Here is a 21,959-nt window from a genome sequence, read left to right as displayed (position 1 = left end):
TATCAAAATAGGTTGATAGCTCCTTTACTTTCCTAAAAATCATGAACTTTGCATATATTTGATTGAGATAACTCCATAATACAAAAGAAGTCTGTAATATTAAAGCAGGTTACTGTCCTAGTATTATAGGCTTTTACTTTTACGAGTTTCATATTATCTAACATGGATTGCATTCAAAAGGCATTCAATTTTTTGTTATCTAACACTATCCTCTTTTTTATTGAAGAACATCATTATCAAAGGATATATGACAGCAACTGGTACAAGAGCTAGCCAGGCCAACTCCTTGCTTTTTCCTAGGTAGTTTAATCTACGCATAATAGAAGCAACAGTAAACAGCATGATTCCTGAATTAAAAACTAAATATTCAATGTAACCTATTGATTGTACCGTCGGAGTTAAAACCACAGACACAATTGTTATAAGTAGATAATTCCACCAAAAAATTGATTTCTGATTATCCTGAACAGTTGAACTAAAGTCAAACATATTAGAAAATATATAACTAACGCTTTCCATGAAATTGAGATGTTTGGGTTGCCCAATCTTTATCTTACTATTAAGTACATTCCGTCTCTGATAATTATTATTGATGCCGGGGCCCGCCTGTTGAGTGTTGGATTGCTCATCAACATACCCTTGATTATCAACTTGGTGAGTTTCACTAGAAGAATTACTATTTGATCCATTATTATTCAAATCAGGTATTACTTGTTTCGTTCCACACTTAGGGCAAAACTCAACATCATCATTCATTTTAAACCCACAATTTGTACAAAATTTCATTTTTACTACCCCTTTTAAAATTTCTTTAAACTATCAATTTAAGTCACTGTTACAATAAATGATTAAACTAATCGTAATCCAACTCGTAATAACTATTGTATTCTTCTACTAAGTAACCGTTTTTTTCCTTAGCAATACTATTATCATAATTATTGGCATCCAATTTCTTAACATATAATTTGATATCTGAATCTAATTATCCAAACTTTCTTCGAACGCATTTTCCTTCTGCCAAGCAACTTTATATGAATAGTCATTGGCTTCACTATCAGACATCCCTTGGTTTAAAGCTTCTTGTCTAGCCTCTTCCTGCCATGCAGCTATCCTATCAGAAATTCCACCATCAGTTACATTAGGATTAACTTGAGGATTACCGCCTTTATCAAATGAATTATTTACAGTAGAAGAACCATCCTCTTGTGACTGGCTATCATCAGTATTGTCTAGTGCACCCGTAGTTGAATCGTTAGTCCCAGCACTTGAGTTATCTTGTGATTGTTGGACATCGTTTGAAGAATCAGTACCCGTATTGTTTTGAACACTTGCCTTGGGAACCACCGTCAGTGTTTTAGCTAATTTATTATCCATATTCATATAAATAAAGTAACTATCATTTCCCACTAACGCTTGTTCACTAACCTTTTCAATCAATTGGTTTATAGAAACACTTTTACCAGGTTTTAACGTAATGATTCCGCTTTTTGTGGACGGAAATTTAGTTGTTTCACTAACAAATACAATAAATTTAGATTGATCAAATTTAACTATTTTCTTAGTATTATTCGTAATTTTTAGTGAGATTGCATATACTGGATCAGCTGAATTATCACTAGTTTCATCTTGGTCTTGAGAAAATTTAAAAATAATCTTCTTTTTATCTGCTTTATTTAAACTTTGATAATATGACGTAGCCGTTTTTGCTACTTCTGTCTTCTTGGTGTTTATTTTTGCAGATTGATTCGACGTTGTACTGCATCCAGTTAACACGACTCCAATTAATAATATTGAGACTAAAGGCAAAAAAAATTTTTTCATAAAAAATCACCTTTCCTCCTTTTTAATATTGAAGTTGATAAAGTTTTGACATACGACGATAATTTGTACCTGTATCTCCACCTAGCCAGTTATCTACTGTTCCCACATATTGAAGTACCTCATCAGGGATTTGATAAACTAAGTCTGCATCTGCACCTGATCCAATTAAGATATTTACTTCTTCATCAGCGTTGATTCCATGTTTTGTATCATTTGCCATAGGGAAGAAGCCATTAATATGTTCAATGTTTCTGGCATTCCCTTTAATATTCATCATGTCGCCAACTACCCAACCATGACCAGATACTTGATAAAAGTATTGTCCATATTCATTTTCCACAATACGTCCAACCTTATACGCATCACCATAATTGATCATTTGTTGGACATTATTAGTTTCATCACTATAGACTGGTGCTGATTGACCTTGAGCCGAAACAGTCACATCATTTTTCACTTGATTCTTAACTGAAGTCACTGGTTTATTAGTATAATCAACATCGCTAGATTTAACATATTCATTTGTGGCAACCTGATAGTACGTTTCATCATTCAAATTAATTATTTTACCAACTGCCCATGGTGATCTAGGCGCCAATGCACGGTCAGCAACCATATCTCCAGTATCAGTGTACAAAAAGGTAATGTCATCATGTGTAGTTGCAATTCCACTGGCTGAAACCTCTGTTTGGTTATTAAATAAAAAAGCTCCTGAAATTAATGCTGTTGCTGAAATTAAAAAAATACTTGTTTTCTTCATACTTGTTTCTCTCCCATTTTTTATTAACCGATATAATCATAGTCATCCAAATTCGAAAAATTATCATAGTAATATGAATAACTATATTCATAATCCTTTTCTGAGGGATTATTGCCTTCAATACTTGCAACCCTTTTATCAATAAATCTAGCCCATTTTGAATTATTAATATCTACGGCCATTTTGTTTGTATAACCCCGTGTATCTTCATAGGCAACTAAATAACAATAATGTACATCCCCGCTCTTTTTTTCCTTGACTGGAAAAACAAACCGCTTGGTTCGGCTATTACGATAAAGGAAAATTCTGTACTCATCTTGATCGTTATAGACATCATAAGCATTAGCACTCAAATCTAACCCCAAATCTGTATCTATAGAATTTGATGCTTTAGTCATAATAGTATCTCTGTCAGTTACCCCCTGAGGCATCCTGTTGGTATATTGATATATTCCTATAGCTGCCAATATTATGAAAAATAAAATTATAAGTGTTTTATTTGATTTTTTCATGTCTTCCCCCTATGAAAAGCTTTATAAAATAACATATTTGTTCAAAATTATCATGCTAAACATATGCTAAAATACCAGCGATTACCAAAGTTATACAGGCGTAAATCCATTCTCTAGGACTATCTAATTTTCTTACCAGTGCTATTGCTATCCCAAAAATAAAGTTCGATCGACCGTACAAACAGACAAAGAAAAATAAAATTCCTGTAATTGGCCAAAAAATTTTGGGATTAACATATCCTAATGGTCCCCCTGCATATCTAATTCTCGCTTGTTGAGTATTATCGACTGTCTCTTGAGTAAGTTGCTCAGTATTGTAATCTTCACTTTTTTCAAGCTTCTTTCCACAAGTTGAACAAAATATACTTTCATCGTTACATTTAGCACCACAATTTGGACAAAACCTCATTATCTACCCCCCCTCTCCTTTACAAATTGTTTCCTTTAATATATAAGTGGTTTCTTTAAAATATCCCAATTTCGGATATTAATAATGAAGCAAAGTTAATTGGTATTATTTTACTTATATTAGGATTATATACGTATTATATTACATAATATGGGTAAAAAAATAGAATACGAAACTAATATACATACATTGCTATATAAAACATGTATTATATAATTTACTCGACCACTATTAGTCTGAAATAAAGCTTTTTAAAAAGCATTTCAATGTATTATATTACTTTTTATTCATCAAAATATGTATTATCTTCTGTTCAAATCATTCATCATCTCAACTAAGGTTGCATTAAGAACGATTTGAGGTGTATATGAATGATCGACGAAATCGGTAAAATAATACGTGACAAAAGACAATCATTGGGCTTAACCATTGAGCAATTAGCGGAAAAAGCCGACGTTAGTGAGAGCTTAGTTTCACAACTTGAACGTGGTGTTAATAACAACATCTCAATCAATAAGCTTGAAAGAATTTCAACCGCAATGAATTTAAAACTATCAGATATTTTCAATGAACCTGCTAACAATGGAATAAAATATTTAGAATTGCTAGACTTCTTAGCTAGTCTTCCACGTGACAAACGTGAAGTTTTATCCGAAAAAATCTTGGAACTATTATCAACAATGAATAATTTATAGAAACAAAAAGAAGTAAAGCCACACTTAAAAGTGAAGTTTTACTTCTTTTTATATATCTCTCAACCTAATCAACGATTAAGTATTTCTAAATCGGGGGTTTTTAAGTTTGAAACCATCTGATAAGATTGCATGAATATGTCAATCAAAAGTGCAATCAATTTAATTAAATAAAAATATGTTTGGAAGCAAATCAGGAGAAATGCATTTCAAATTAAAAGAGATTCTCATTCGAAATTAATAGAGTGAGAATCTCTTTTGGTCTGAATTAATTATTTATCTATTTCTTTTTCTTCTGATTCATTGTTATCGTTAGAATTTCGATTCTTATTAAATGGTGCAAGATAAGCACTCAGCACACCTACTAAAGTTGATCCAGTCAAAATTCCACCGGTTACTTCATGACCACAGAGAATTAATGTAACTCCCCCAATGATCATCGTCAAACATACTAAAGTCGCCAAGTATAATCGAATTCTATTTTCAGAAACAGCGGCCTCAAGTGCATTATCATCAAACTTTCGTCTATGTTTTGATTCCTCTATAGAATTTTCAATTATCTGCTTTGGAGCTTCCGGATAAACTTCAGCGTAGCCCTTTAATATATCCGGATGAGGTATAGGGCCAGAGAAAGTCGAGGATGTAATAATTCTTCTAACTTCATTTCTTTCCTTTTTAGGGATTCTTTTTAAAACATTATCTAAATCTTCTTTAGCTTTTGCCTCATCAGTCGTCTTTAATTCCTGATTTTGGCTATCATCATTGGGCAAAGATTCATTAGTGTTTACCGTCATAGTCAAACATTGCTTTCCTCAAGTCATTGCCAACCATTAAATAATCATTACTTAATTTAACCTTATCAATGTCTTTACTTGTAGATAAGTTTAAATATTTATCAACATTTGATTTTTGGGGAGAAAGAACAATTTTAAAAGAATCCGTAAAGACAGTACTCAAAGAACTCAAAAATTTATTTTTTCTTAAAATATCTCTTTTAATGTCCATCTTTTCCTCCTTAGAATTTTTATTATATTTTGATATAGCAACACTCATATGTAACCAATTTACTGAGTATCTGGTATGCTTCGCATTATTCAAATTATCTAAAGCAAATTATATCATTTCAAGCCTAGCAACAACTATTAGGTTACTGCAAAATTTTATTTTTGAATTACCTGATTTCATTATTAATTTGCATCACCCCTTAAAAGATTAGTTTTAGAGTACTTGCTAATGATAATAAATTAAATTTTTATTTGCTTAAAACAAACTCGTCAATTTCTTTTTTGCTGTATATTGAAAATCCATTAACATCATGCGGCTTTAAATCTCTAAAGTATTTGTCAAATGTATTGTTAGCTATTCCCAAATACGCACAAGTTTCTTTCTTATTGAAAAACATTTTGTCCATCCCAGCATCTGATCTTGCTTTTTCAATGGCATCAGACACTACTGAATAAACTTGTAAACTAAGTTCCTCTTTTTGTTTATCTGAGAATATTACTTCAAATGACATAGTAAGCACCTACTCTTTTGATATTTACCTATTGAGTGACAATTTGATATCGATTTCTCACCCTTTATATAGTACTCAATCACAAAATTCTTACTATAGCTCTAATCAAATGTGAACTCAATTTAGAGGCATTTAATTTTCATAGCAACTTCGTCTCTGATTCACTTAAAAATTCATCTAAGATTGTGGACAAATAATAGCATTTTACAAAAACTGGTTCAATAATTAATCGTCAAAATAAAAAGTTTATTTATCTAAAATGCTTGACTACATTTTCTTAGTATTAACTGATAAATCTTGCAAAATTGACAGTGTTAAAAAACGTCCAGCAACTATTGCCAGACGTCAGGGTAATTCATATTCAACTATATCTTCTTTTCTTACAACAAATTCTACATCATCATTAGGATCCTGAGAATGTGGGACATACTCGACCAAATAGTTTGTCTCCTTATTTTGGACGCAGACAATAGTTCCCATCTTCTCATCCTTAGTCTTGATCCAAGTTAATTCTGGTAATAATTTATCCATTATTTTTATAATTCCTAAAACTAAATTTTTTTCTAATTTAAATACAAATCATCTAAAAGCACACTTAGTTAAATCTAATTAATCATGATCAATCCTCCCATATCTTTATACATCCTTAAAACCAATTAAAATTTAGAGAAAAATTTTTACGTTTAAATCGCTTGCTACTCCTCCTTTACCATCAATAAACCCCAAATATATATAATCACTTAATAATTAATAAAAAAAAGATGTGCATAATATCTGCACATCTTCAAATATCTACGCTATCACACATTTCTTCATAATTCATAACCATAATTGCACTTTTTAAATTCTGTTCTGATTCCCATGATTTTAAAAAATTAAATCCACAATACTCATAAAAATCCATAGCATTAGTTAAAGCTTCCAGATATAAAACTTTAAATCCAATATTATATTTCATGTCTGCCAAAATTAACCGTTCAATCATATTTTGCATCAGAGACATGCCAACACCGTTATTTTGATATTGTTCATCAACCGCAAAATACTGAATCTTTATTGCACTATATTCGGTCATTGTCTCCCTAGTAATAGACTTCTCAAACCCATCGTCCCTATTATCAATGAGTAAGAGTGAAGCTGAGGTTGAATAAAAGCCAACAATATTATCACTGTTATCAACATATATCGTAGTAGCAAAAATGTTCTCTTGATCTAATCCGATAGCTTCATTCACAAAATAATCATTTATTCTGCCATCACCACAGTCAAATGATTTTAATGATTCTGTATTGTAAAATGATGTATTCAATCTTATGGCTTTTAACTCATTATTATTCAATTTTTAATTTATAATCCTATAATTAGATTTCATGTGACTCTTAATCTTCTTTAGGCGTTCTTCTTTTTCTTTTGGGGTATATGATTTATTAATAACATCGTCTATTCTTTTTCTTTCAGATTCATTATTAACCACAACCTTTGTCCCAATTGACACAGTTGTCATAATACTTTTCCCCTTTCTCTATTCAAAAAACACATTTGAAAGATAGTCACAACGTTATTTGAACAATGCAGATTCTATTCTTTCTATTATTGTGTTCAAATAATAGCATTTTACAAAAATTGGTTCAATAATTAAATTCTAAAATAAAAAGTTTATTTGGCTTTAATGCTTGCTTATATTTGATTAAGAGCAATATCAAATTAAGCATTATCTAATTTTAATCTTTTTAATACAGAAATAGCACTCAATTTTATTGTTGAGTGCTAAAAATCCAATTCGTTTTCTTCTTCATATTTTAAAATAACCTTTCACATAATAAAACTTACTGATTATACCCATCCCGAGGTGCAATCTGCTTAATAGTTTCCCCTTGATAAAGCAACTTCCCCAGATGATTTTCAGCAGTATCATCATACAAATAAACTATCGTAATACCATTATCAGTATTATCAACCCTGATATATTTAGCGTCAGAAGTCTTCCAAGTATAAGTCATCCCTAATCCATCAACAAAAGCCGACTGATAAATACTACCGACGTATTTCTGAATTGACTGGGAATCCTCTTGACCAAAAGCCTGCCCAACACCTTCTATATAACGTTCTTCTTCAGCTGGAGTCCGTTTATCCACAGCCTTTTTGACAGTTTTCTTTTTGGGGACAGTATTTCGAGGTTTCTTCCTTACCTGAGAAGTTTTAACATTATTATCCTTTGATGAAGATTTATTATTACCAACTAATAAAAATCCACCGACAGCAATTACCACAATAATAATCAGAAAAATAACCCACTTAAAAGACTGCTTATTATTTCCCATGTTTTTCCCCTTAGCATGAATCTGAATTCTATTGATTCCATTCTAAGAGTCATAGAAAATATTTCAACAAATATCTTAGATCCAGCTTAAAATCCTCTTTTTATTTATGTAGTTTAATAATTACTTTTTGGTTGTCTTTCATATTTTTGATAACTTTTAAATCATCCTTAGATTTGAAATGACCGATAATATGAATTTCCTCATAGTAATCAGCTTTCCCCCAGTAAAATACCAACCTTTTGTCTGGTGACCAATAACCAATATTACCTTTTTTGGCACTGGCACCTTTAGGCATCTTCTTAGTTACTCAGTTTAAAGTTCAGATCAGCTGTATTCTCATCTAATCCAGCTCCACCTCTAACAAACACAGTTGTCAGAGGTAATTTTTTCTTCAAGGATGTAGCAGCCGAACTATTATTCAAGTATCCCTTAAGATATTTTTCACCGACTTGAATATCTATTTTTGTACCCTTAGCCAAAACAACTTGCTCATTATTATGGAAAGTAAATCCCAGTACTACCAATAAAGATGTTAATAATAAGGTAAAAATCACTCGATATTTTTTCATATAACCAGCCATTCACTCCTCGCTTAATGATTATATCTACAATAACCGCATAGCAATTCTATGTCTAATACATATAATAGATAAATAATCATAATTTATTGTTATGCCAAAAAAATCCGTCACATTTAGGAAACTCATTCCCAATATGACGGATTTTTTTAATTATTCAGCTGTAATACCGCGAGCCAATTCTTTACGACCACGTTTGAAAATAAATATCGAAACAATCAAGACGGCAATTGCGGCTAAATACATCACATCGTAAGAACTACGCATGATCAACATCCCACCAAGCAATGGCCCAATCGCCCGCGCAAAAGTGGCTGCCATACTGATGATGCTTTGGTAACGTCCGGCCTCAGAATTAGGAGTCGATTCACTGACCAATGCTGGAATCCCTGGATAAACAAGCATTTCACCCAACGTCAGCACCACCATCCCAATTGCGAATGACAGATATTTTGTTGCACCAATCAATGATCCAAAGGCAATTATGAAAAAAACAACACCCAATGGTATCTGAATTTTCTTAAACCAATCTTTATTTTCAGCCAAATGATTTATTAATGGAAGAAACACGACAATTACGATGGCATTAATCGTCCACAAAAGGCTGTACTTACTGACTGGAATGCCCAGTTTAGTCAAGTGTGCCGAAATATTGCTGCTCCACTGCGCATATGCCACCCAAGTCGTACCCAGGAAAATAGCTATTAAGGCAGTCCCTGGTTTTAATTTTGACTTAATCTTTCCCACATTCTTTTGCGCTTGCTTAGTCACAACAGTTCGATTGCCATACCAAAAGACTGCCAATAGAAAGAACAAACTGAGAAAAATGAAGTTAGCGATGAAAACCAATGTCATTTGAATACCCGCAATATAACCACCTAGCGCCGTACCAATCGCATTCCCCAGATTAGTTCCAACATAAATGGCATTAAATAATTTATACTTATCAACCTCATCAATCTGGGCTCCAAAGGAATTGATAACCGTAAATGCACTGCCGACACCAAACCCTAATATCGGTAAAAGAATTGGATACGCCGGCCAACCATGATTAAAAATCAAGCCAACTAAGGCCAGCATTCCTATCATAGTGCTAATCATAACTGTTTTATGACCGCCAATTTTATCAAATAATTTTCCACCAGCATAATTTCCCAAAAATGTCAGTATTGAATTGAAGAATAAAACAGTTCCAGCCACAGCCAACGATTTATGTAAATAATCGTGAATAAAAATCGTATTGATAGGCCAAATAAAACTGGCACCGACTGATTCTAAAAAAGCCCCAATTATCAGAGCTTGTGCAGTTACTTTCTTCATCCCCGAGCCTCCTAAAAAAAGACCGCCAGCACTAAACTGACGATCAACTTATGAAAATCCTATCATTCTAAAAGGCCTTGTCAATACAGACTTTACTTAACCACAGTCAATTCATTTAACGTCTTGCCTTCAGGTGACTTCAATTGTAGCCAACTGTTGGTTCCAGCAAAGTATAGGAAGGTTCCGACTTCATTGACGCTTCGTAATTTAACATCGGCTGTCAAAACATTATCTTTAATTGCATCGGCATGTTCATCACGCAAACGTAAGCCAAATTTACCCGCAAATCCAATTACGCCAGCTTTTGTCAACGGAGCTTCAGAAACTAAGTTAGCTCCAGCTTTAACAACGAATTCATTGCGCTTGATCCAATAAACAGTTGCCTGACTGCCCATATAATCAATCGAAAATGGCACATCAGCCAAGGAAGCAGAAAATTTATGACGAGGCTTAGCGGCGACTTTCTTTGGCTTAACGATTTGAAGCCCAAATGCTTTCAACAATGGCATAATTGTTTCCCAATATTTGTCATATACCTTGGTTGACTCAGGTGAAATAGTCATTTGATAGCCAACATTAATTTCATAACCAGCTTGTTCCATCTCCAAAGTTAAGAAATAGAAAAAGTCAGCCGGAATAATATTTTCTGGGACAATCAGCTCGATAAAATTCTCCGTATCGTCCAAATCGTCAAGGCTGCCGTAACTCATACCAATTACTAATTGGTCCTTCATAATGATGAAGATTGATTCCTCATCAATTTCTTTTGGTTTAGTGAAATAATAATTAATTATTCCTAAATCATTTAATTGTAGTGTTATTTTATTATCTGAAAAATTACCGGTGATCTCCGTTGTCATATTTATATACCTTCCAATATCTGATTATTGAAACATTGCTTAAAGTTTAACATAGTCTCTATTTCATTATTTAATTTTCCTTATTTATGAATATAGCGAGCTAGAACACATTTAAAGCAATTTTCTGAAAATTAGTCTTCTATCCTTATTAAATGACAAAAAAGTCAATAATCGAGAAACTATTACTCCCATTTTTTGAACTAAGTCAACATTTTATAATACTCTTTATGAAAAGTGAAACATAATAATACTCAAAAGACTATATAATATATCATGATAAGTGAATTAGTATAACTAAATATCATCTATATAAACCGACTAAATGATTATCAAATATTATCTCTTGGAGGGAAATAATTATGAATATTAAAAATAATTTGAAATTATTTTTAATTAGTTTGTTTTTCATACCATTAGCCTTTATTTGCTTTAGTAATACTGTTTCAGCAGCAGCTGTTGGTCCATACGAATTTAACGACGGCATTACTAATTGGACTAGCTCTGCCTACAATAAAGTCGGTGAATTACCTATTGATGGAAAAAATTTGGAATTAGGCTATGCCTTTGGTCTGGCTCAAAATACAAGCGGTAAAGTGACTACCGGAGGAGATTACACTGTAGCAAGTGATTCCATTTCAACAGGTATCAATTCCCAATATTCCAAAATGAATGTTTTTTTGAACAATAATGGAGATTATATTAGTTCAGTCTTCCAAGGTGGTTACACCAATTCATCAACAAATAGGGAAAATGTTTCTCCCACATCACCTAATTTTATGATTGCACCTAGTACCGCAACATCTTTAAACGGAATAACCTCAACAGCCTTTTCAATTTTAGGAAATCCTGGCTCTTTAAACGGTACCGGCAATACCGGATTGGCTAATAAGGCTTACTACTACGGAACAGATTCAAATGGTAATCCTGCATACAAAATCACTGGACATTTCACCAGATCCAATAATAGTGGATATAAAAATGGAACCTATGATATGGATATTGAAATACTTTTAAGACCATCACCAACTAATTCTGCAATTATTCAGCGGGAGATGTACGTTAAAAATACTGCCTCCAGTCCTGCGGAATTTATCACTTTGTTTGGTGAAGATACCAAATTGGGTGACAGTAATGGTGGTAATGATATGGTCCCCGTTTATGATTTAGGCGACAAAAAAGGACTTTATATCGGTGATACATATGCAGGTAAAGACTTTCGATTGATGGTAACTAATCAAACACCAGATGGTTTTAATTCATATAATGGACAAGTAAGATCAGACAATTGGGCCACTGGATTAACTAATGGAAAAGTAACCGGTACCGGTGCTGAAACTAATAATAATCCCCAAGGAACAAAGTTGACTGGAGCTGTTGATACCGCATATATTCTAAAATGGAATTCTACAACTTTGGCTCCAGATGAAACAGCTCACTTCGGTTCTACTATCGGTGTCACAGCTAAACCTTACTCAATTCCTACTCCAACGAAAACATACACTAATGAAACTAGAACCGACGGTACTAATAAAGTCGGTGACAAATTAAAATTTAGTTTAAAAATGATCAACAATGGTTATGGAGCACAATGGCGATATGATAAATTGGTCGATGAATTACCTGCTGGACTCCACGTTGATCCCAGTACTTTAAAACTAATTGACAATTATGGTGCAACGCAAATTCTCGATCCAAGTGATTATGACTCTTCCACTAACACCATCACAATCCCACCAGCCTTGTCATTAACTGATGAGCAATACGCTACAGTAACTTTTGAAGCTCAAATAACTAACGCTGCTCTATCAAGTTCTGGAGGTGAAAATACTATCACTAACAAAGCTAACTTCACAGGTCTAGATGTCGGGAACCATGAAACTACGCAGAAAACTTTCCACGCATCAGTTGATATTAAAGTTGAACCACCTGCTTACAACTATTCTTTTACCAAATTAATCAAGAAACATGGCGATACTGATTATACAACCAGTGTCAATGCTAAAAGTGGTGACATCGTTGATTACCAAATTCTCTACACAGTTAATAGTGCTAGTAAGGATACACTCCAAGCTGGTGCTGTAATCGATGATGATTTGCCCGACGGTTTGGAACTAGACACATATTCTATCAAAATTTGGGGTCCTGGAGATGATGATAATGGTGGCTACTCTCAATCCCACATTAACACTGGTACTATTCATGATGTTGGAAAAGGCCAACGTGTAAAAATCGAATTCAGTGCCAAAGTCACTGCTGCAACCGCTGGAAAAATAACCAACACAGCTTATATCACCAACGTCAACACCACCGGAAATCAAAGTTTTCCTAAACAATTTTCAACTGGTGCTGACATAAATATTCAAAACGTCAATGCAATTACTAGTTATCCAACCAATATCAACTTTGGTTCAACAAACATGTATGGCAAAGATAAAACTTTGAACAATGTCAGCACAACTGGTGAACTAATCGTTACTCACCCGGACAATAATCCTTATAATGTCACGGTTTCCTACGACAACGATAATTCGGAAACACAAATGAAAACTAGTTCTGGTCAAACACTACCTGCTAATACCTCAGGCCTACTCTTTATCAGACAAAGAACTGACAAGGACTCAGATCCCGGTACATGGAAGGCCTTAACTCCCACAGGTACGACTATTCAAAGTTCAAACTTCACTAATTACGACAGTGCCGTCAATTTAACTAGTTACGTCGGTGCAGGTGATTGGCAAATTAGGTTATCTGCAAATACGTTACCAGGAGCTTACAACGGAACTTTAACTTGGGGATTAACTGAATCTGTTTAAAAAAAACATAAGAAAAATTAAGTTTCCTTAATAAAAGATTCACTACTATTACAATCTGATATCCTAATAAACGGTAGAATCAGTTGTTTTTATTAAGAAAAGAGTCGTTCACACAGGTGGACGACCCTTTTTGTTTTTCTATAAAAAAATACGCCACCCGCAGGTGTCGTATTTAAATGGCCTTAGACAAGACCCAATCTTTTACATCCCCATGACTCAAATTAACTTTCTTAACTGAGCGCACTGAGAAATTATTCTTTTTATAAAACGTAACATTCTTTTTAGTATTAGTTTCCAAAATAATATTTCGATAACCAATTCTTTTAACGTAAGGACTAATGTGATTATTCAACATCTTGCTTCCGATACCTTGACCACGCAAGGATTTATCGACCGCTAGATATTCAACGACACATTTCTTCTTACCCTTAACTTTATCGAAAAGATCTTCGAACTTAAAGATATCGAATGCATTGAAACCATTGAATCCACTCTTTAGGATTTCAGGCAATATCTTCAAACCATCCATTGATAGATAGTCCCAAAAACTGATCTGTCTTCCTTGATTAAATTCAATTAGAGCAACAGCTCTAGGCGTTCCCTTTCCGTCAGCTCCAACATAAACCAAACCTTTTTTCATAAATACATTAACTTCCAGCGCAAAGTACTTTCTAATTAACTTGTCGAATTTAGCACTTGAACGAAATTCTTGTTGGAACATGTTCTTAGTAGTTATGTATTCTTTAAATGAATCTGCTAGTAAATTTATTATCTGGGGTTTATCACTATTTAACCCGCTCCTAAAATCCAAAAATATGACCTCCTTCAATTAGCCATGTATCCATGATAGCCACTAAAATACAAAATGTCCATTAATATAGAAGCTTTTAAATTATTTGTATGCCAAAAGTCAGTTCAGTTATATATTTTTAATAAAAAAATTTAGGTTAATTATTAGACAATGATATAAATGGATAGTATTATTAGCAGTAATGTGAGATTTCCAGTTCAAACCGATATCTAAGGCAACTTAGGGTATCGGTTTTCTTATAATCAACTACTATCGGCAGATGGTAGTTTTTTTGAACTGAAAAAATAAATTTACGGAGAGGGGAATATATGGGGAAAAATAAAAAATCGATTTATATTCTAGTATTTAGTAACTTTTTAATCTGTTTGGGAATTGGCTTGGTTATTCCGGTCACACCATTCATCAAGAATGAATATCATTTCACCACTTCACAGATGGGTGTCATGACTTCACTCTTCGCCTTTGCACAATTTGTCGCATCGCCAATTGTTGGTAAGATGTCCGATAAAATTGGTCGTAAACCGGTTATTGTTTTCGGACTTTTCACGTACATGATCTCCGAATTCATCTTCGCCGTGGCAACGACTTTACCAATCTTTAATATCTCCCGTATCATCGGTGGATTATCAGATGCCATGGTTATTCCTACTTCGATGGCCTTAGGATCAGATCTAACAACTTTAAAAGATCGTGCTAAAGTTATTGGCTGGCTATCTGCCGCCTTTAGTGGTGGATTAATCTTGGGACCAGGACTTGGTGGTATTCTAGCTGGTATCAGTTATAAGACGCCATTCTGGGTTGCTGGTGTCCTCAGTATCACCAGTGCCATCTTCACGCAGATCTTCTTGAAGGAAAACAAAGAAGTTATCGAACTCGAGGAAGCAGAAGCTGAAAAGAAAGCTGCTGAAAAAGGAACGATTCGTTCAATTTTGACATTACCAATGGTCATGCTTTTCGGAATGATTTTGGTATCATCCTTCGGACTGCAAGGATTCGAAAGTATTTATAGTATTTACGTTAACCAAGTCTTCAATTTTGGCTTGAGTACCATCGCCTTAGTTTTGACATTAAACGGAATTATTTCGTTAATCTTACAAGTGGCAGCGTTCAACTGGATCATTAGTAAGATTGGTGAAATGCGTTTAATCAGTATTGCATTCTTGCTAAGTGCCATCTGTGTATTCTGGATTACCCAAGCACATTCACACATTGAAGTTATCGTTGCAACGTTGGTCATCTTCTCGTCATTTGACTTGTTGAGACCAGCAATTACAACGTTGTTGACTAAATCAAGCAGATCCAACCAGGGTTTGATCAACGGAATGAATATGTCACTAACTAGTGTCGGTAATGTTATCGGACCATTGATGTCAGGGGCATTGATGGATTGGAATACACATTATCCATACTTGGTTGTTACAGTTATTTTAGCGTTATCATACTTGTTAACATTTATTGTTAGAAAGCATCCACTTGTTCAAGCTGAGTAGTTACCGTTTCTGGGTATCAGTAGACTATTTATTTAAAATATATAAATTCTCAGCTATTAAAAAGGCTAGAAAACTTAATCGTTTTCTAGCCTTTTATTTATGTCTCCTTATAAATCTCAATGTAATCAACTGACACAGCCAGATGAAAATATAGAAAGCACCCAAAACTAACAATGACAATGTTTTAACCTTAGGCGTCTGCACAGCCCCTGCACCATCAACTTTTCTCATCAAAATAAAAATTGCACCCATCGCAAACAAAACGAACCACATCAAATTAATTCCGTGCCAAACTTTCATACACTCACCCCTTGCTCCAAACCATTTGATAATCTTTCTCGTTACTATCTTCATCAATACTTTCTACAGAAATACGAAAATCGTTATTTTGATAAAATTTAAAAGCACTTTTATTTTTAGCATAAACATCTAGAGTCAATTTGTCATAACGTTGCTTGAGATAATCCAACAACTGTTTCCCAACACCCTGATTACGAGCTTCCTTCTTAACAAAAATTCCCGCAATATAATTATCCGTTAAGCCAGCAAACCCCTGAATACCTTGGCTATCATACACATAAATATCTGCTTGCTTGAATTGTTCTTTAACTTCATCTAAATGATTTATCCAATAATCTTTATCAATAAAATCATGTGCTTCTAAATTTCCATTGAGCCATATGTCGCCAACTACATCTACTTCAGTTGGACGCATTTTCCTAATCATGGTTGCCACACCTCTATATCTTTGCTAAAATAATCTGAAATCATTAAACACCGCCGGGTGTCACTTACAAAAGTATTCTCGTCAATTCCGTTAGGCCAAAGAAGGAATTGATGGGAATACTTATTTTTTTGGAGGAAAATATTATGAATTGGATCTATTTAATTACTGCTGGACTATTTGAAGTTGTTTGGGCTACCACTATGAAACTCAGTCATGGCTTCACCAAACTCAACTACACAATTATGACAATCGTTGGTCTCGCTTTAAGCATGGGCTTGTTGGCCTTAGCTGTTAAGAAAATGCCAATGAGTTTAGCTTACCCAATTTGGACTGGTGTCGGAGCTGTTGGTTCCATCATCGCGGGGGTATTTCTCTTTGGTGATAAATTATCTCCACTGACTTGGGGATTCGTTGCTTTATTATTAATCAGCATCATTGGTATCAAATTCACCTCAGGCAGTTAATTTAATTCTAACAAATTTTGAAGGTTAATTGATGACATCGGTTACATTTTGGCTTATGCTTTAGTCATCAAAGTTAAAAGGATGGGATATTATGTTGACACCTGAAGAATTGCACGCTGAAATGAAAGAATATAACGAATTCCAAATGAAAATGGTTCAAGAAAATCCTTGGTTGATTCCTGCTACAATCGCTCTAACAACCATTCCCGTTGCTATTTGTATCCATGACTTTTGGAGAAATCGCCAACTAAGTAAGAAGCTAAAAATTGAACGTGAAAAAACTAAACGATTGGTTTTAGAACCCATGGCTACCGATAAAAATGATGAAGCTTGTTGCAGTAAAAAACCAAAGAAAATTGCATTAGGTCATCACGAAAATAAGAACTATCGTCCATTCAAGTTTCATTAAATAATTTGTGTTACCCATTAGCTTGCGGTAACACTTTTTTTATGGGTAAAATAAGATAATATTGATTCCGAGGGGAAAAAATGAAGAAAATAAAAATTGCATCAATTCTATTGCTTTTGACAGTTTTGACAATGCCACTGGTAGCTACTACTGCTCTGGCAGCTGCCGCTCCCAAGGCTAAAAATCTTACTTCCATAACACAAAGCGTCAACCACGCGGCACCAGACTCACCGATAATTTTTTCACATCGAGGCAGCCCTTATAACAATCCGGATCATTCATTTAGCGGCTACAATCAAGCTATTAAAGATGGGACTCAATATATCGAACAAGATGTTTGGTTAAGCAAGGATAATAAATTGTACGTTTCTCACGATGACAATCTCAAAAAGTCGACCGGTCACAACGTAACTATTTCAACATCTACTTCAAGTAAAATTAATAAAGTTAAACTACATAATGGTGAAAGAATTCATCAATTAAAAGATGTTTTCAAACGTTATGGTAAAAAAGTTCACTATATTATAGAAACTAAAAAGAATGCTGGCGACAATACCGACACCGAAAAAGCTCTCATTAAAGAAATAAAACGTCATAAGATGGCCAATAATATCATCATGCAAGATGAAAGCTTACCCGGTATCGAGGCAGTCCACAAAGCTTTGAAAAGTGTCCCTACACTCTGGCTACTAGACTCCGTAACTGAGCGCCAATACAGCGAACAGATTGAAAATGCCCCACGTTACATCAAGTTTATTTCAATCAGATTGGATCAATGGACTCCTAAGTTAGTTAAACTAGCTCATAAAAATGGTTTCAAAACTAATGGCTGGATTCTCAACACATATAATGATAATTACACTGCCTTAAACACTTTGAAATTGGACAGTGTCTTCACAAACAATACCAAGGAAACATCGAAATTGATTAATCGTTGGAAATAATGATTAAATCCAATCCTTGGTCACCCAAATTATTACTTAAAAAATAAAATAATTAAATTATTAACAAATTAATAGCTCCAATGTGAGAATCGTAAAGATTGATCACATTGGGGCTATTTTTGTTTCTTATCATATGTATTAAAAATACCGATACAATCTTTGTTATTTTTCAATATAAAAAAACTAATTAGTGTATCGAACTTAGTCGTCCTATGAACTATAATAAGGTCATATAAGAACAAAATAATTTTATACAAAACTAATTATATTTAATCAAGAATCATATATATTCTTTATAATTTATGAGCAGTTTTTTATTAACTTTTACAGTACCTACCAGTATCTCTAAAGTTATTTGGGGGGAATATTATTTTGAAAATTGACATCATAATTCCGGCACTCAATCCGGACGAAAAATTAATCGAATTAATCAAAAACATCACTGAAACTGTGTCCTTAAATAACATCGTCAAACAAACTATCATTGTGGATGATGGTAGTGACGTTCATCATCAAGATATTTTTACAAAGTTAAACCAAAGTTACCCTGAATTAGTCATACTGCACCATCCCACTAATCGAGGTAAAGGAGCAGCTTTAAAAACTGCCTTTTCTTATGTTCAAGAACACCTATCTGACTTAGATGGTGTAGCAACAATGGATTCCGATGGGCAACACACCGTATCCGCATTACAAAGTTGTCTGGATAAGTTTTCTTTAAATCCGCGTCGCTTAGTAATTGGGGTTCGGCATTTCACGAATAACATCCCATTTCGAAGCCAATTTGGAAATCTTTTAACTAGTGGATTAGTACGCTTATTAACACACCAAAATATTTCAGACACCCAAACTGGTCTACGGGTTATTCCTATCGATTACACTGCAACTCTAATTGATTTTCCGGGTAATCGTTTCGAATTCGAGTTTGATATGTTGCTACAGGCAAAAAAATATGACATCCAGGTTGTTGAACAACCTATTCCTACAATTTATTTAGACGGCAATTCCTCATCTCACTTTAGAGTAATTCGTGATTCAATCGCAATTTATTCACGTTTTCTAAAATTTGCTGCCAGCGGGCTAATATCTTTTCTAATCGATATTAGTCTATTTTATCTTGTCCTCTTTTTCCTGCGAAATCATAGTTTAAACAGTATTCTGATTGCAACAATAACCTCTCGAGTCCTATCCTCTATTGCCAATTATGCAATTAATCATCAAGTGGTCTTCAATCGTGCTGGACATCAAACCTTGATCAAGTATGCCCTTCTTTTTGTTGCACAGATGTTTGCCTCAGGATACTTCACTGATTTGCTAACAGACCTTTTGCCTGTTACAAGTGGCCCGATTATGCCGACAATTGCCAAAATGATTGTTGATTTCATTCTCTTTATGATCAGCTATCGTATTCAGAGCAATTTCATCTTTAAAGAAGGTCCACAACATGTCTAACAGTCGCCGTTTATTATATTTTTTGGCAATTCTTCTCTCAGTAATTTATTTGCTATGGCGAGTATTTTTTACAATTCCTTGGCATTCTAATATTTTTACATTAATTTTTGCGTTGCTATTAGTATTAAGTGAAATTTTATCCAATGCCACCGGATTCATTCTTATTTTCTTCCGAATGCTTTCAACTAAAACAAAATGGAATTTAAAGATTCCCGATTACAGTAAAACTCAACCATTGCCTGATGTCGATATCATTATCGTTACTCACAATGAGGAAGTCGAACTGCTACGTAAAACTGTCAATGCAGCAACATACATCGACTATCCCGATAAAAGCAAGGTTCATATCGTTATTGCCGATGATGGTAATCGTCCAGAGGTAATGGCGTTAGCTAAGAAGTATCACATTGGATATTCCGGTATGGAAGACAATAAGCAAGCTAAATCTGGAAACATCAACCATACTTTGGCCAAAATGCATTCCCCATTATTTGCAATTTTTGATACCGATATGATTCCATTTTCCGGATTCTTACGCAATACTGTTCCGTTTTTTACCGAAAACTTTCAGCAATTGAAAGATGATCCTGACCACACTGATCCTTTGGGTTTCGTTCAAACGCCACAAAGTTTCTATAACGCCGATATTTTTCAATTTAATTTATTCTCAGAAAAAATCATCCCTAACGAACAAGACTTTTTCTCACGAGATATTAATGTCCTCAATGGTGGTAATAAACGAGCTCTGTTCACCGGATCCAATGCAGTATTCTTACGCAGTGCTGTTGACGAGGTTGGCGATTTTCCCACTGATACAATCACTGAAGATTTCGAACTAGGAACTGAACTAAATATGGCCGGTTACGTCAGTCTGGCTACCAAGGTCCCACAGTCTAGTGGTATCACCCCAATTGATATGAAGGGTGTTATCAAACAACGGACTAGATGGGCACGTGGTGTTATGCAAAGTTGCCGTAATTTACATATCTTCACTAATCCACACTTATCAATGATAAATCGAATCATTTTAATTAATGCCTACTTCTATTGGTGGGCTTTCTTCAGACGAATGATTTATATGATTGCACCAATTCTATATGCACTCTTCAAAATCCAAGTTGTTAATGCTAACTTCTGGATCTTAATGGTTATTTGGGCTCCCGGTTACTTTCTCTTGCACTATGTTATGGGCGATACGTCAGGTATGGGTGACGCTGCCAAAATTCGGAATGAACGTTGGGGTGAAGTTCAAGAAACATTCTTTGCCCCCTATTTGTTTATTCCCGTGCTGCTTGAATCAATCGGAATTAAGGCTAAAAAATTCAAAGTCACTTCCAAAAATGTCACTTATTCACTGAAAGACAAACTCTATATTCTTCCATATTTGATTCTTTGGACTATCACATTAGTCGCAATTATCAAATTCAATTATGGTAAATATGGCTCAGAAATTTTGGTTGGTAGTGTTATTACTTTCTGGCTATTAATGCATTTTATCAATCTCAGCATGTGTCTATTTATTTCAATGGGACGTCCCGTTTATCGCAAAAATGAACGGTTTATTCGGCGAGTACCTGGCAAAGTTCAGGGCAATGATGGTAAATGGCATCCAATGAAAACTGAAGATATTTCTGAAGGTGGCGTTGCCTTCGCTACCACTGACGGAGCTGATAGTGACATTAAAGAAAATGACGTTGTGAACTTAACGGTAAAGCACCAGGATTACAACGTTCAGTTATCTGGCAAAGTCGTTCGAATCAGCCATCGTGATAAAACCACCATCTACAGTACACAAGTTAAGGTGAAAGCTGGTGAAAGCCAGAATCACTATCTACAACTGGTTTACGACGGTGCCAACAAAACGCTACCAAGTGTTCAAGATACTTGGGTAACACCATTTGACGAACTTTATATGAACTTAATTGTGCGTGTTAGAACCTATGAACGTAAATTAAGTCATTACTTTAATCGCTTTTAAGGGGAGTAACTATAATGAACGCTTGGATTGGTTTTCTTATATATATATTGGGACTATCGGGATATAACGGAACCCTGCGGCG

The 21,959-nt window shown here is 34.2% G+C and carries 26 protein-coding genes; 8 read left to right on the top strand and 18 right to left on the bottom strand.

Annotated features, from left to right (window positions below):
• Window positions 1-195: 195 nt before the first annotated feature.
• The 5 genes from JP39_RS03370 to JP39_RS03350 form a co-directional block, all read right to left on the bottom strand.
• Window positions 196-786 carry a zinc-ribbon domain-containing protein gene (locus JP39_RS03370; protein ID WP_041499306.1) on the bottom strand — a complete coding sequence of 197 codons (591 nt, stop codon included), beginning with the start codon at window positions 784-786 and terminating at the stop codon, window positions 196-198.
• Between the two features lie 192 nt (window positions 787-978).
• Window positions 979-1,821: a hypothetical protein gene (locus JP39_RS03365; RefSeq protein WP_041499307.1), complete on the bottom strand. Its 843-nt coding sequence runs from the start codon at window positions 1,819-1,821 to the stop codon at window positions 979-981.
• 22 nt (window positions 1,822-1,843) lie between these two features.
• A complete protein-coding gene (locus tag JP39_RS03360; protein WP_041499308.1) occupies window positions 1,844-2,581 on the bottom strand; it encodes an SLAP domain-containing protein in 738 nt (245 codons plus the stop codon).
• A 23-nt stretch (window positions 2,582-2,604) separates the two neighbouring features.
• Window positions 2,605-3,093 (bottom strand): hypothetical protein, encoded by a 489-nt coding sequence (locus tag JP39_RS03355; protein ID WP_041499309.1) that lies wholly within the window; start codon window positions 3,091-3,093, stop codon window positions 2,605-2,607.
• A 55-nt stretch (window positions 3,094-3,148) separates the two neighbouring features.
• Window positions 3,149-3,502: a zinc-ribbon domain-containing protein gene (locus JP39_RS03350; RefSeq protein ID WP_041499310.1), complete on the bottom strand. Its 354-nt coding sequence runs from the start codon at window positions 3,500-3,502 to the stop codon at window positions 3,149-3,151.
• A gap of 371 nt (window positions 3,503-3,873) precedes the next feature.
• On the opposite strand from JP39_RS03350, the gene JP39_RS03345 reads away from it, so the two are divergent.
• Window positions 3,874-4,197 carry a helix-turn-helix domain-containing protein gene (locus tag JP39_RS03345; RefSeq protein WP_041499311.1) on the top strand — a complete coding sequence of 108 codons (324 nt, stop codon included), beginning with the start codon at window positions 3,874-3,876 and terminating at the stop codon, window positions 4,195-4,197.
• Between the two features lie 269 nt (window positions 4,198-4,466).
• On the opposite strand, the gene JP39_RS03340 is transcribed toward JP39_RS03345, so the two are convergent.
• The 10 genes from JP39_RS03340 to JP39_RS12540 all read right to left on the bottom strand — a co-directional run bounded on the left by JP39_RS03340 (window position 4,467) and on the right by JP39_RS12540 (window position 10,789).
• Complete coding sequence (locus tag JP39_RS03340) at window positions 4,467-4,964, bottom strand: DUF2335 domain-containing protein (RefSeq protein ID WP_169751864.1); 498 nt, start codon at window positions 4,962-4,964, stop codon at window positions 4,467-4,469.
• Window positions 4,965-4,971: 7 nt separating this feature from the next.
• Entirely contained in the window at window positions 4,972-5,199 is a 228-nt protein-coding gene (locus JP39_RS03335; RefSeq protein WP_041499312.1) for a hypothetical protein, read from the bottom strand.
• A gap of 247 nt (window positions 5,200-5,446) precedes the next feature.
• Complete coding sequence (locus tag JP39_RS03330) at window positions 5,447-5,710, bottom strand: hypothetical protein (RefSeq protein ID WP_041499313.1); 264 nt, start codon at window positions 5,708-5,710, stop codon at window positions 5,447-5,449.
• 345 nt (window positions 5,711-6,055) lie between these two features.
• On the bottom strand, window positions 6,056-6,241 hold the full coding sequence (locus JP39_RS03325) for a hypothetical protein (protein WP_041499314.1): 186 nt from the start codon (window positions 6,239-6,241) through the stop codon (window positions 6,056-6,058).
• A 253-nt stretch (window positions 6,242-6,494) separates the two neighbouring features.
• Window positions 6,495-7,049, bottom strand: a complete 555-nt coding sequence (locus JP39_RS03320) for a GNAT family N-acetyltransferase (RefSeq protein WP_082330630.1) — start codon at window positions 7,047-7,049, stop codon at window positions 6,495-6,497.
• Between the two features lie 487 nt (window positions 7,050-7,536).
• Window positions 7,537-8,031 (bottom strand): hypothetical protein, encoded by a 495-nt coding sequence (locus JP39_RS03315; RefSeq protein ID WP_041499316.1) that lies wholly within the window; start codon window positions 8,029-8,031, stop codon window positions 7,537-7,539.
• A 100-nt stretch (window positions 8,032-8,131) separates the two neighbouring features.
• Complete coding sequence (locus tag JP39_RS03310; RefSeq protein WP_041499317.1) at window positions 8,132-8,326, bottom strand: cyclophilin-like fold protein; 195 nt, start codon at window positions 8,324-8,326, stop codon at window positions 8,132-8,134.
• A 4-nt stretch (window positions 8,327-8,330) separates the two neighbouring features.
• A complete protein-coding gene (locus JP39_RS03305) occupies window positions 8,331-8,612 on the bottom strand; it encodes a hypothetical protein (RefSeq protein WP_041499318.1) in 282 nt (93 codons plus the stop codon).
• A 150-nt stretch (window positions 8,613-8,762) separates the two neighbouring features.
• A complete protein-coding gene (locus JP39_RS03300; protein WP_041499319.1) occupies window positions 8,763-9,929 on the bottom strand; it encodes an MFS transporter in 1,167 nt (388 codons plus the stop codon).
• Between the two features lie 92 nt (window positions 9,930-10,021).
• Entirely contained in the window at window positions 10,022-10,789 is a 768-nt protein-coding gene (locus tag JP39_RS12540; protein ID WP_053085043.1) for a hypothetical protein, read from the bottom strand.
• 359 nt (window positions 10,790-11,148) lie between these two features.
• Between JP39_RS12540 and JP39_RS03290 the strand changes: the two genes are divergently transcribed.
• Window positions 11,149-13,602, top strand: a complete 2,454-nt coding sequence (locus JP39_RS03290) for an isopeptide-forming domain-containing fimbrial protein (protein ID WP_041499320.1) — start codon at window positions 11,149-11,151, stop codon at window positions 13,600-13,602.
• A gap of 172 nt (window positions 13,603-13,774) precedes the next feature.
• Here the strand turns inward: JP39_RS03290 and JP39_RS03285 are convergent, their stop codons facing one another.
• Complete coding sequence (locus JP39_RS03285) at window positions 13,775-14,413, bottom strand: GNAT family N-acetyltransferase (protein ID WP_048698909.1); 639 nt, start codon at window positions 14,411-14,413, stop codon at window positions 13,775-13,777.
• A 308-nt stretch (window positions 14,414-14,721) separates the two neighbouring features.
• Here JP39_RS03285 and JP39_RS03280 point away from each other — a divergent pair, with 308 nt between their 5' ends.
• On the top strand, window positions 14,722-15,903 hold the full coding sequence (locus JP39_RS03280) for an MFS transporter (RefSeq protein WP_041499321.1): 1,182 nt from the start codon (window positions 14,722-14,724) through the stop codon (window positions 15,901-15,903).
• 93 nt (window positions 15,904-15,996) lie between these two features.
• Here the strand turns inward: JP39_RS03280 and JP39_RS03275 are convergent, their stop codons facing one another.
• Entirely contained in the window at window positions 15,997-16,203 is a 207-nt protein-coding gene (locus JP39_RS03275; protein ID WP_041499322.1) for a DUF3923 family protein, read from the bottom strand.
• Between the two features lie 4 nt (window positions 16,204-16,207).
• A complete protein-coding gene (locus JP39_RS03270) occupies window positions 16,208-16,630 on the bottom strand; it encodes a GNAT family N-acetyltransferase (RefSeq protein WP_041499323.1) in 423 nt (140 codons plus the stop codon).
• Between the two features lie 143 nt (window positions 16,631-16,773).
• On the opposite strand from JP39_RS03270, the gene JP39_RS03265 reads away from it, so the two are divergent.
• The 5 genes from JP39_RS03265 (at window position 16,774) to JP39_RS03245 (ending at window position 21,877) form a co-directional block, all read left to right on the top strand.
• A complete protein-coding gene (locus JP39_RS03265) occupies window positions 16,774-17,094 on the top strand; it encodes a DMT family transporter (protein ID WP_041499324.1) in 321 nt (106 codons plus the stop codon).
• A gap of 91 nt (window positions 17,095-17,185) precedes the next feature.
• Entirely contained in the window at window positions 17,186-17,503 is a 318-nt protein-coding gene (locus tag JP39_RS03260; RefSeq protein ID WP_053085042.1) for a hypothetical protein, read from the top strand.
• Window positions 17,504-17,583: 80 nt separating this feature from the next.
• Window positions 17,584-18,447, top strand: coding sequence for a glycerophosphodiester phosphodiesterase (locus JP39_RS03255; RefSeq protein ID WP_041499325.1), 864 nt, complete (start codon window positions 17,584-17,586; stop codon window positions 18,445-18,447).
• A gap of 372 nt (window positions 18,448-18,819) precedes the next feature.
• Window positions 18,820-19,899, top strand: a complete 1,080-nt coding sequence (locus JP39_RS03250) for a bifunctional glycosyltransferase family 2/GtrA family protein (RefSeq protein WP_245626349.1) — start codon at window positions 18,820-18,822, stop codon at window positions 19,897-19,899.
• Window positions 19,900-20,074: 175 nt separating this feature from the next.
• Entirely contained in the window at window positions 20,075-21,877 is a 1,803-nt protein-coding gene (locus JP39_RS03245) for a glycosyltransferase family 2 protein (protein WP_245626348.1), read from the top strand.
• Window positions 21,878-21,959 lie beyond the last annotated feature (82 nt).

The sequence above is a fragment of the Companilactobacillus heilongjiangensis genome, from assembly GCF_000831645.3.
GTDB classification, from domain to species: Bacteria; Bacillota; Bacilli; order Lactobacillales; family Lactobacillaceae; genus Companilactobacillus; species Companilactobacillus heilongjiangensis.
This window is presented reverse-complemented; position numbering and strand designations above follow the sequence as displayed.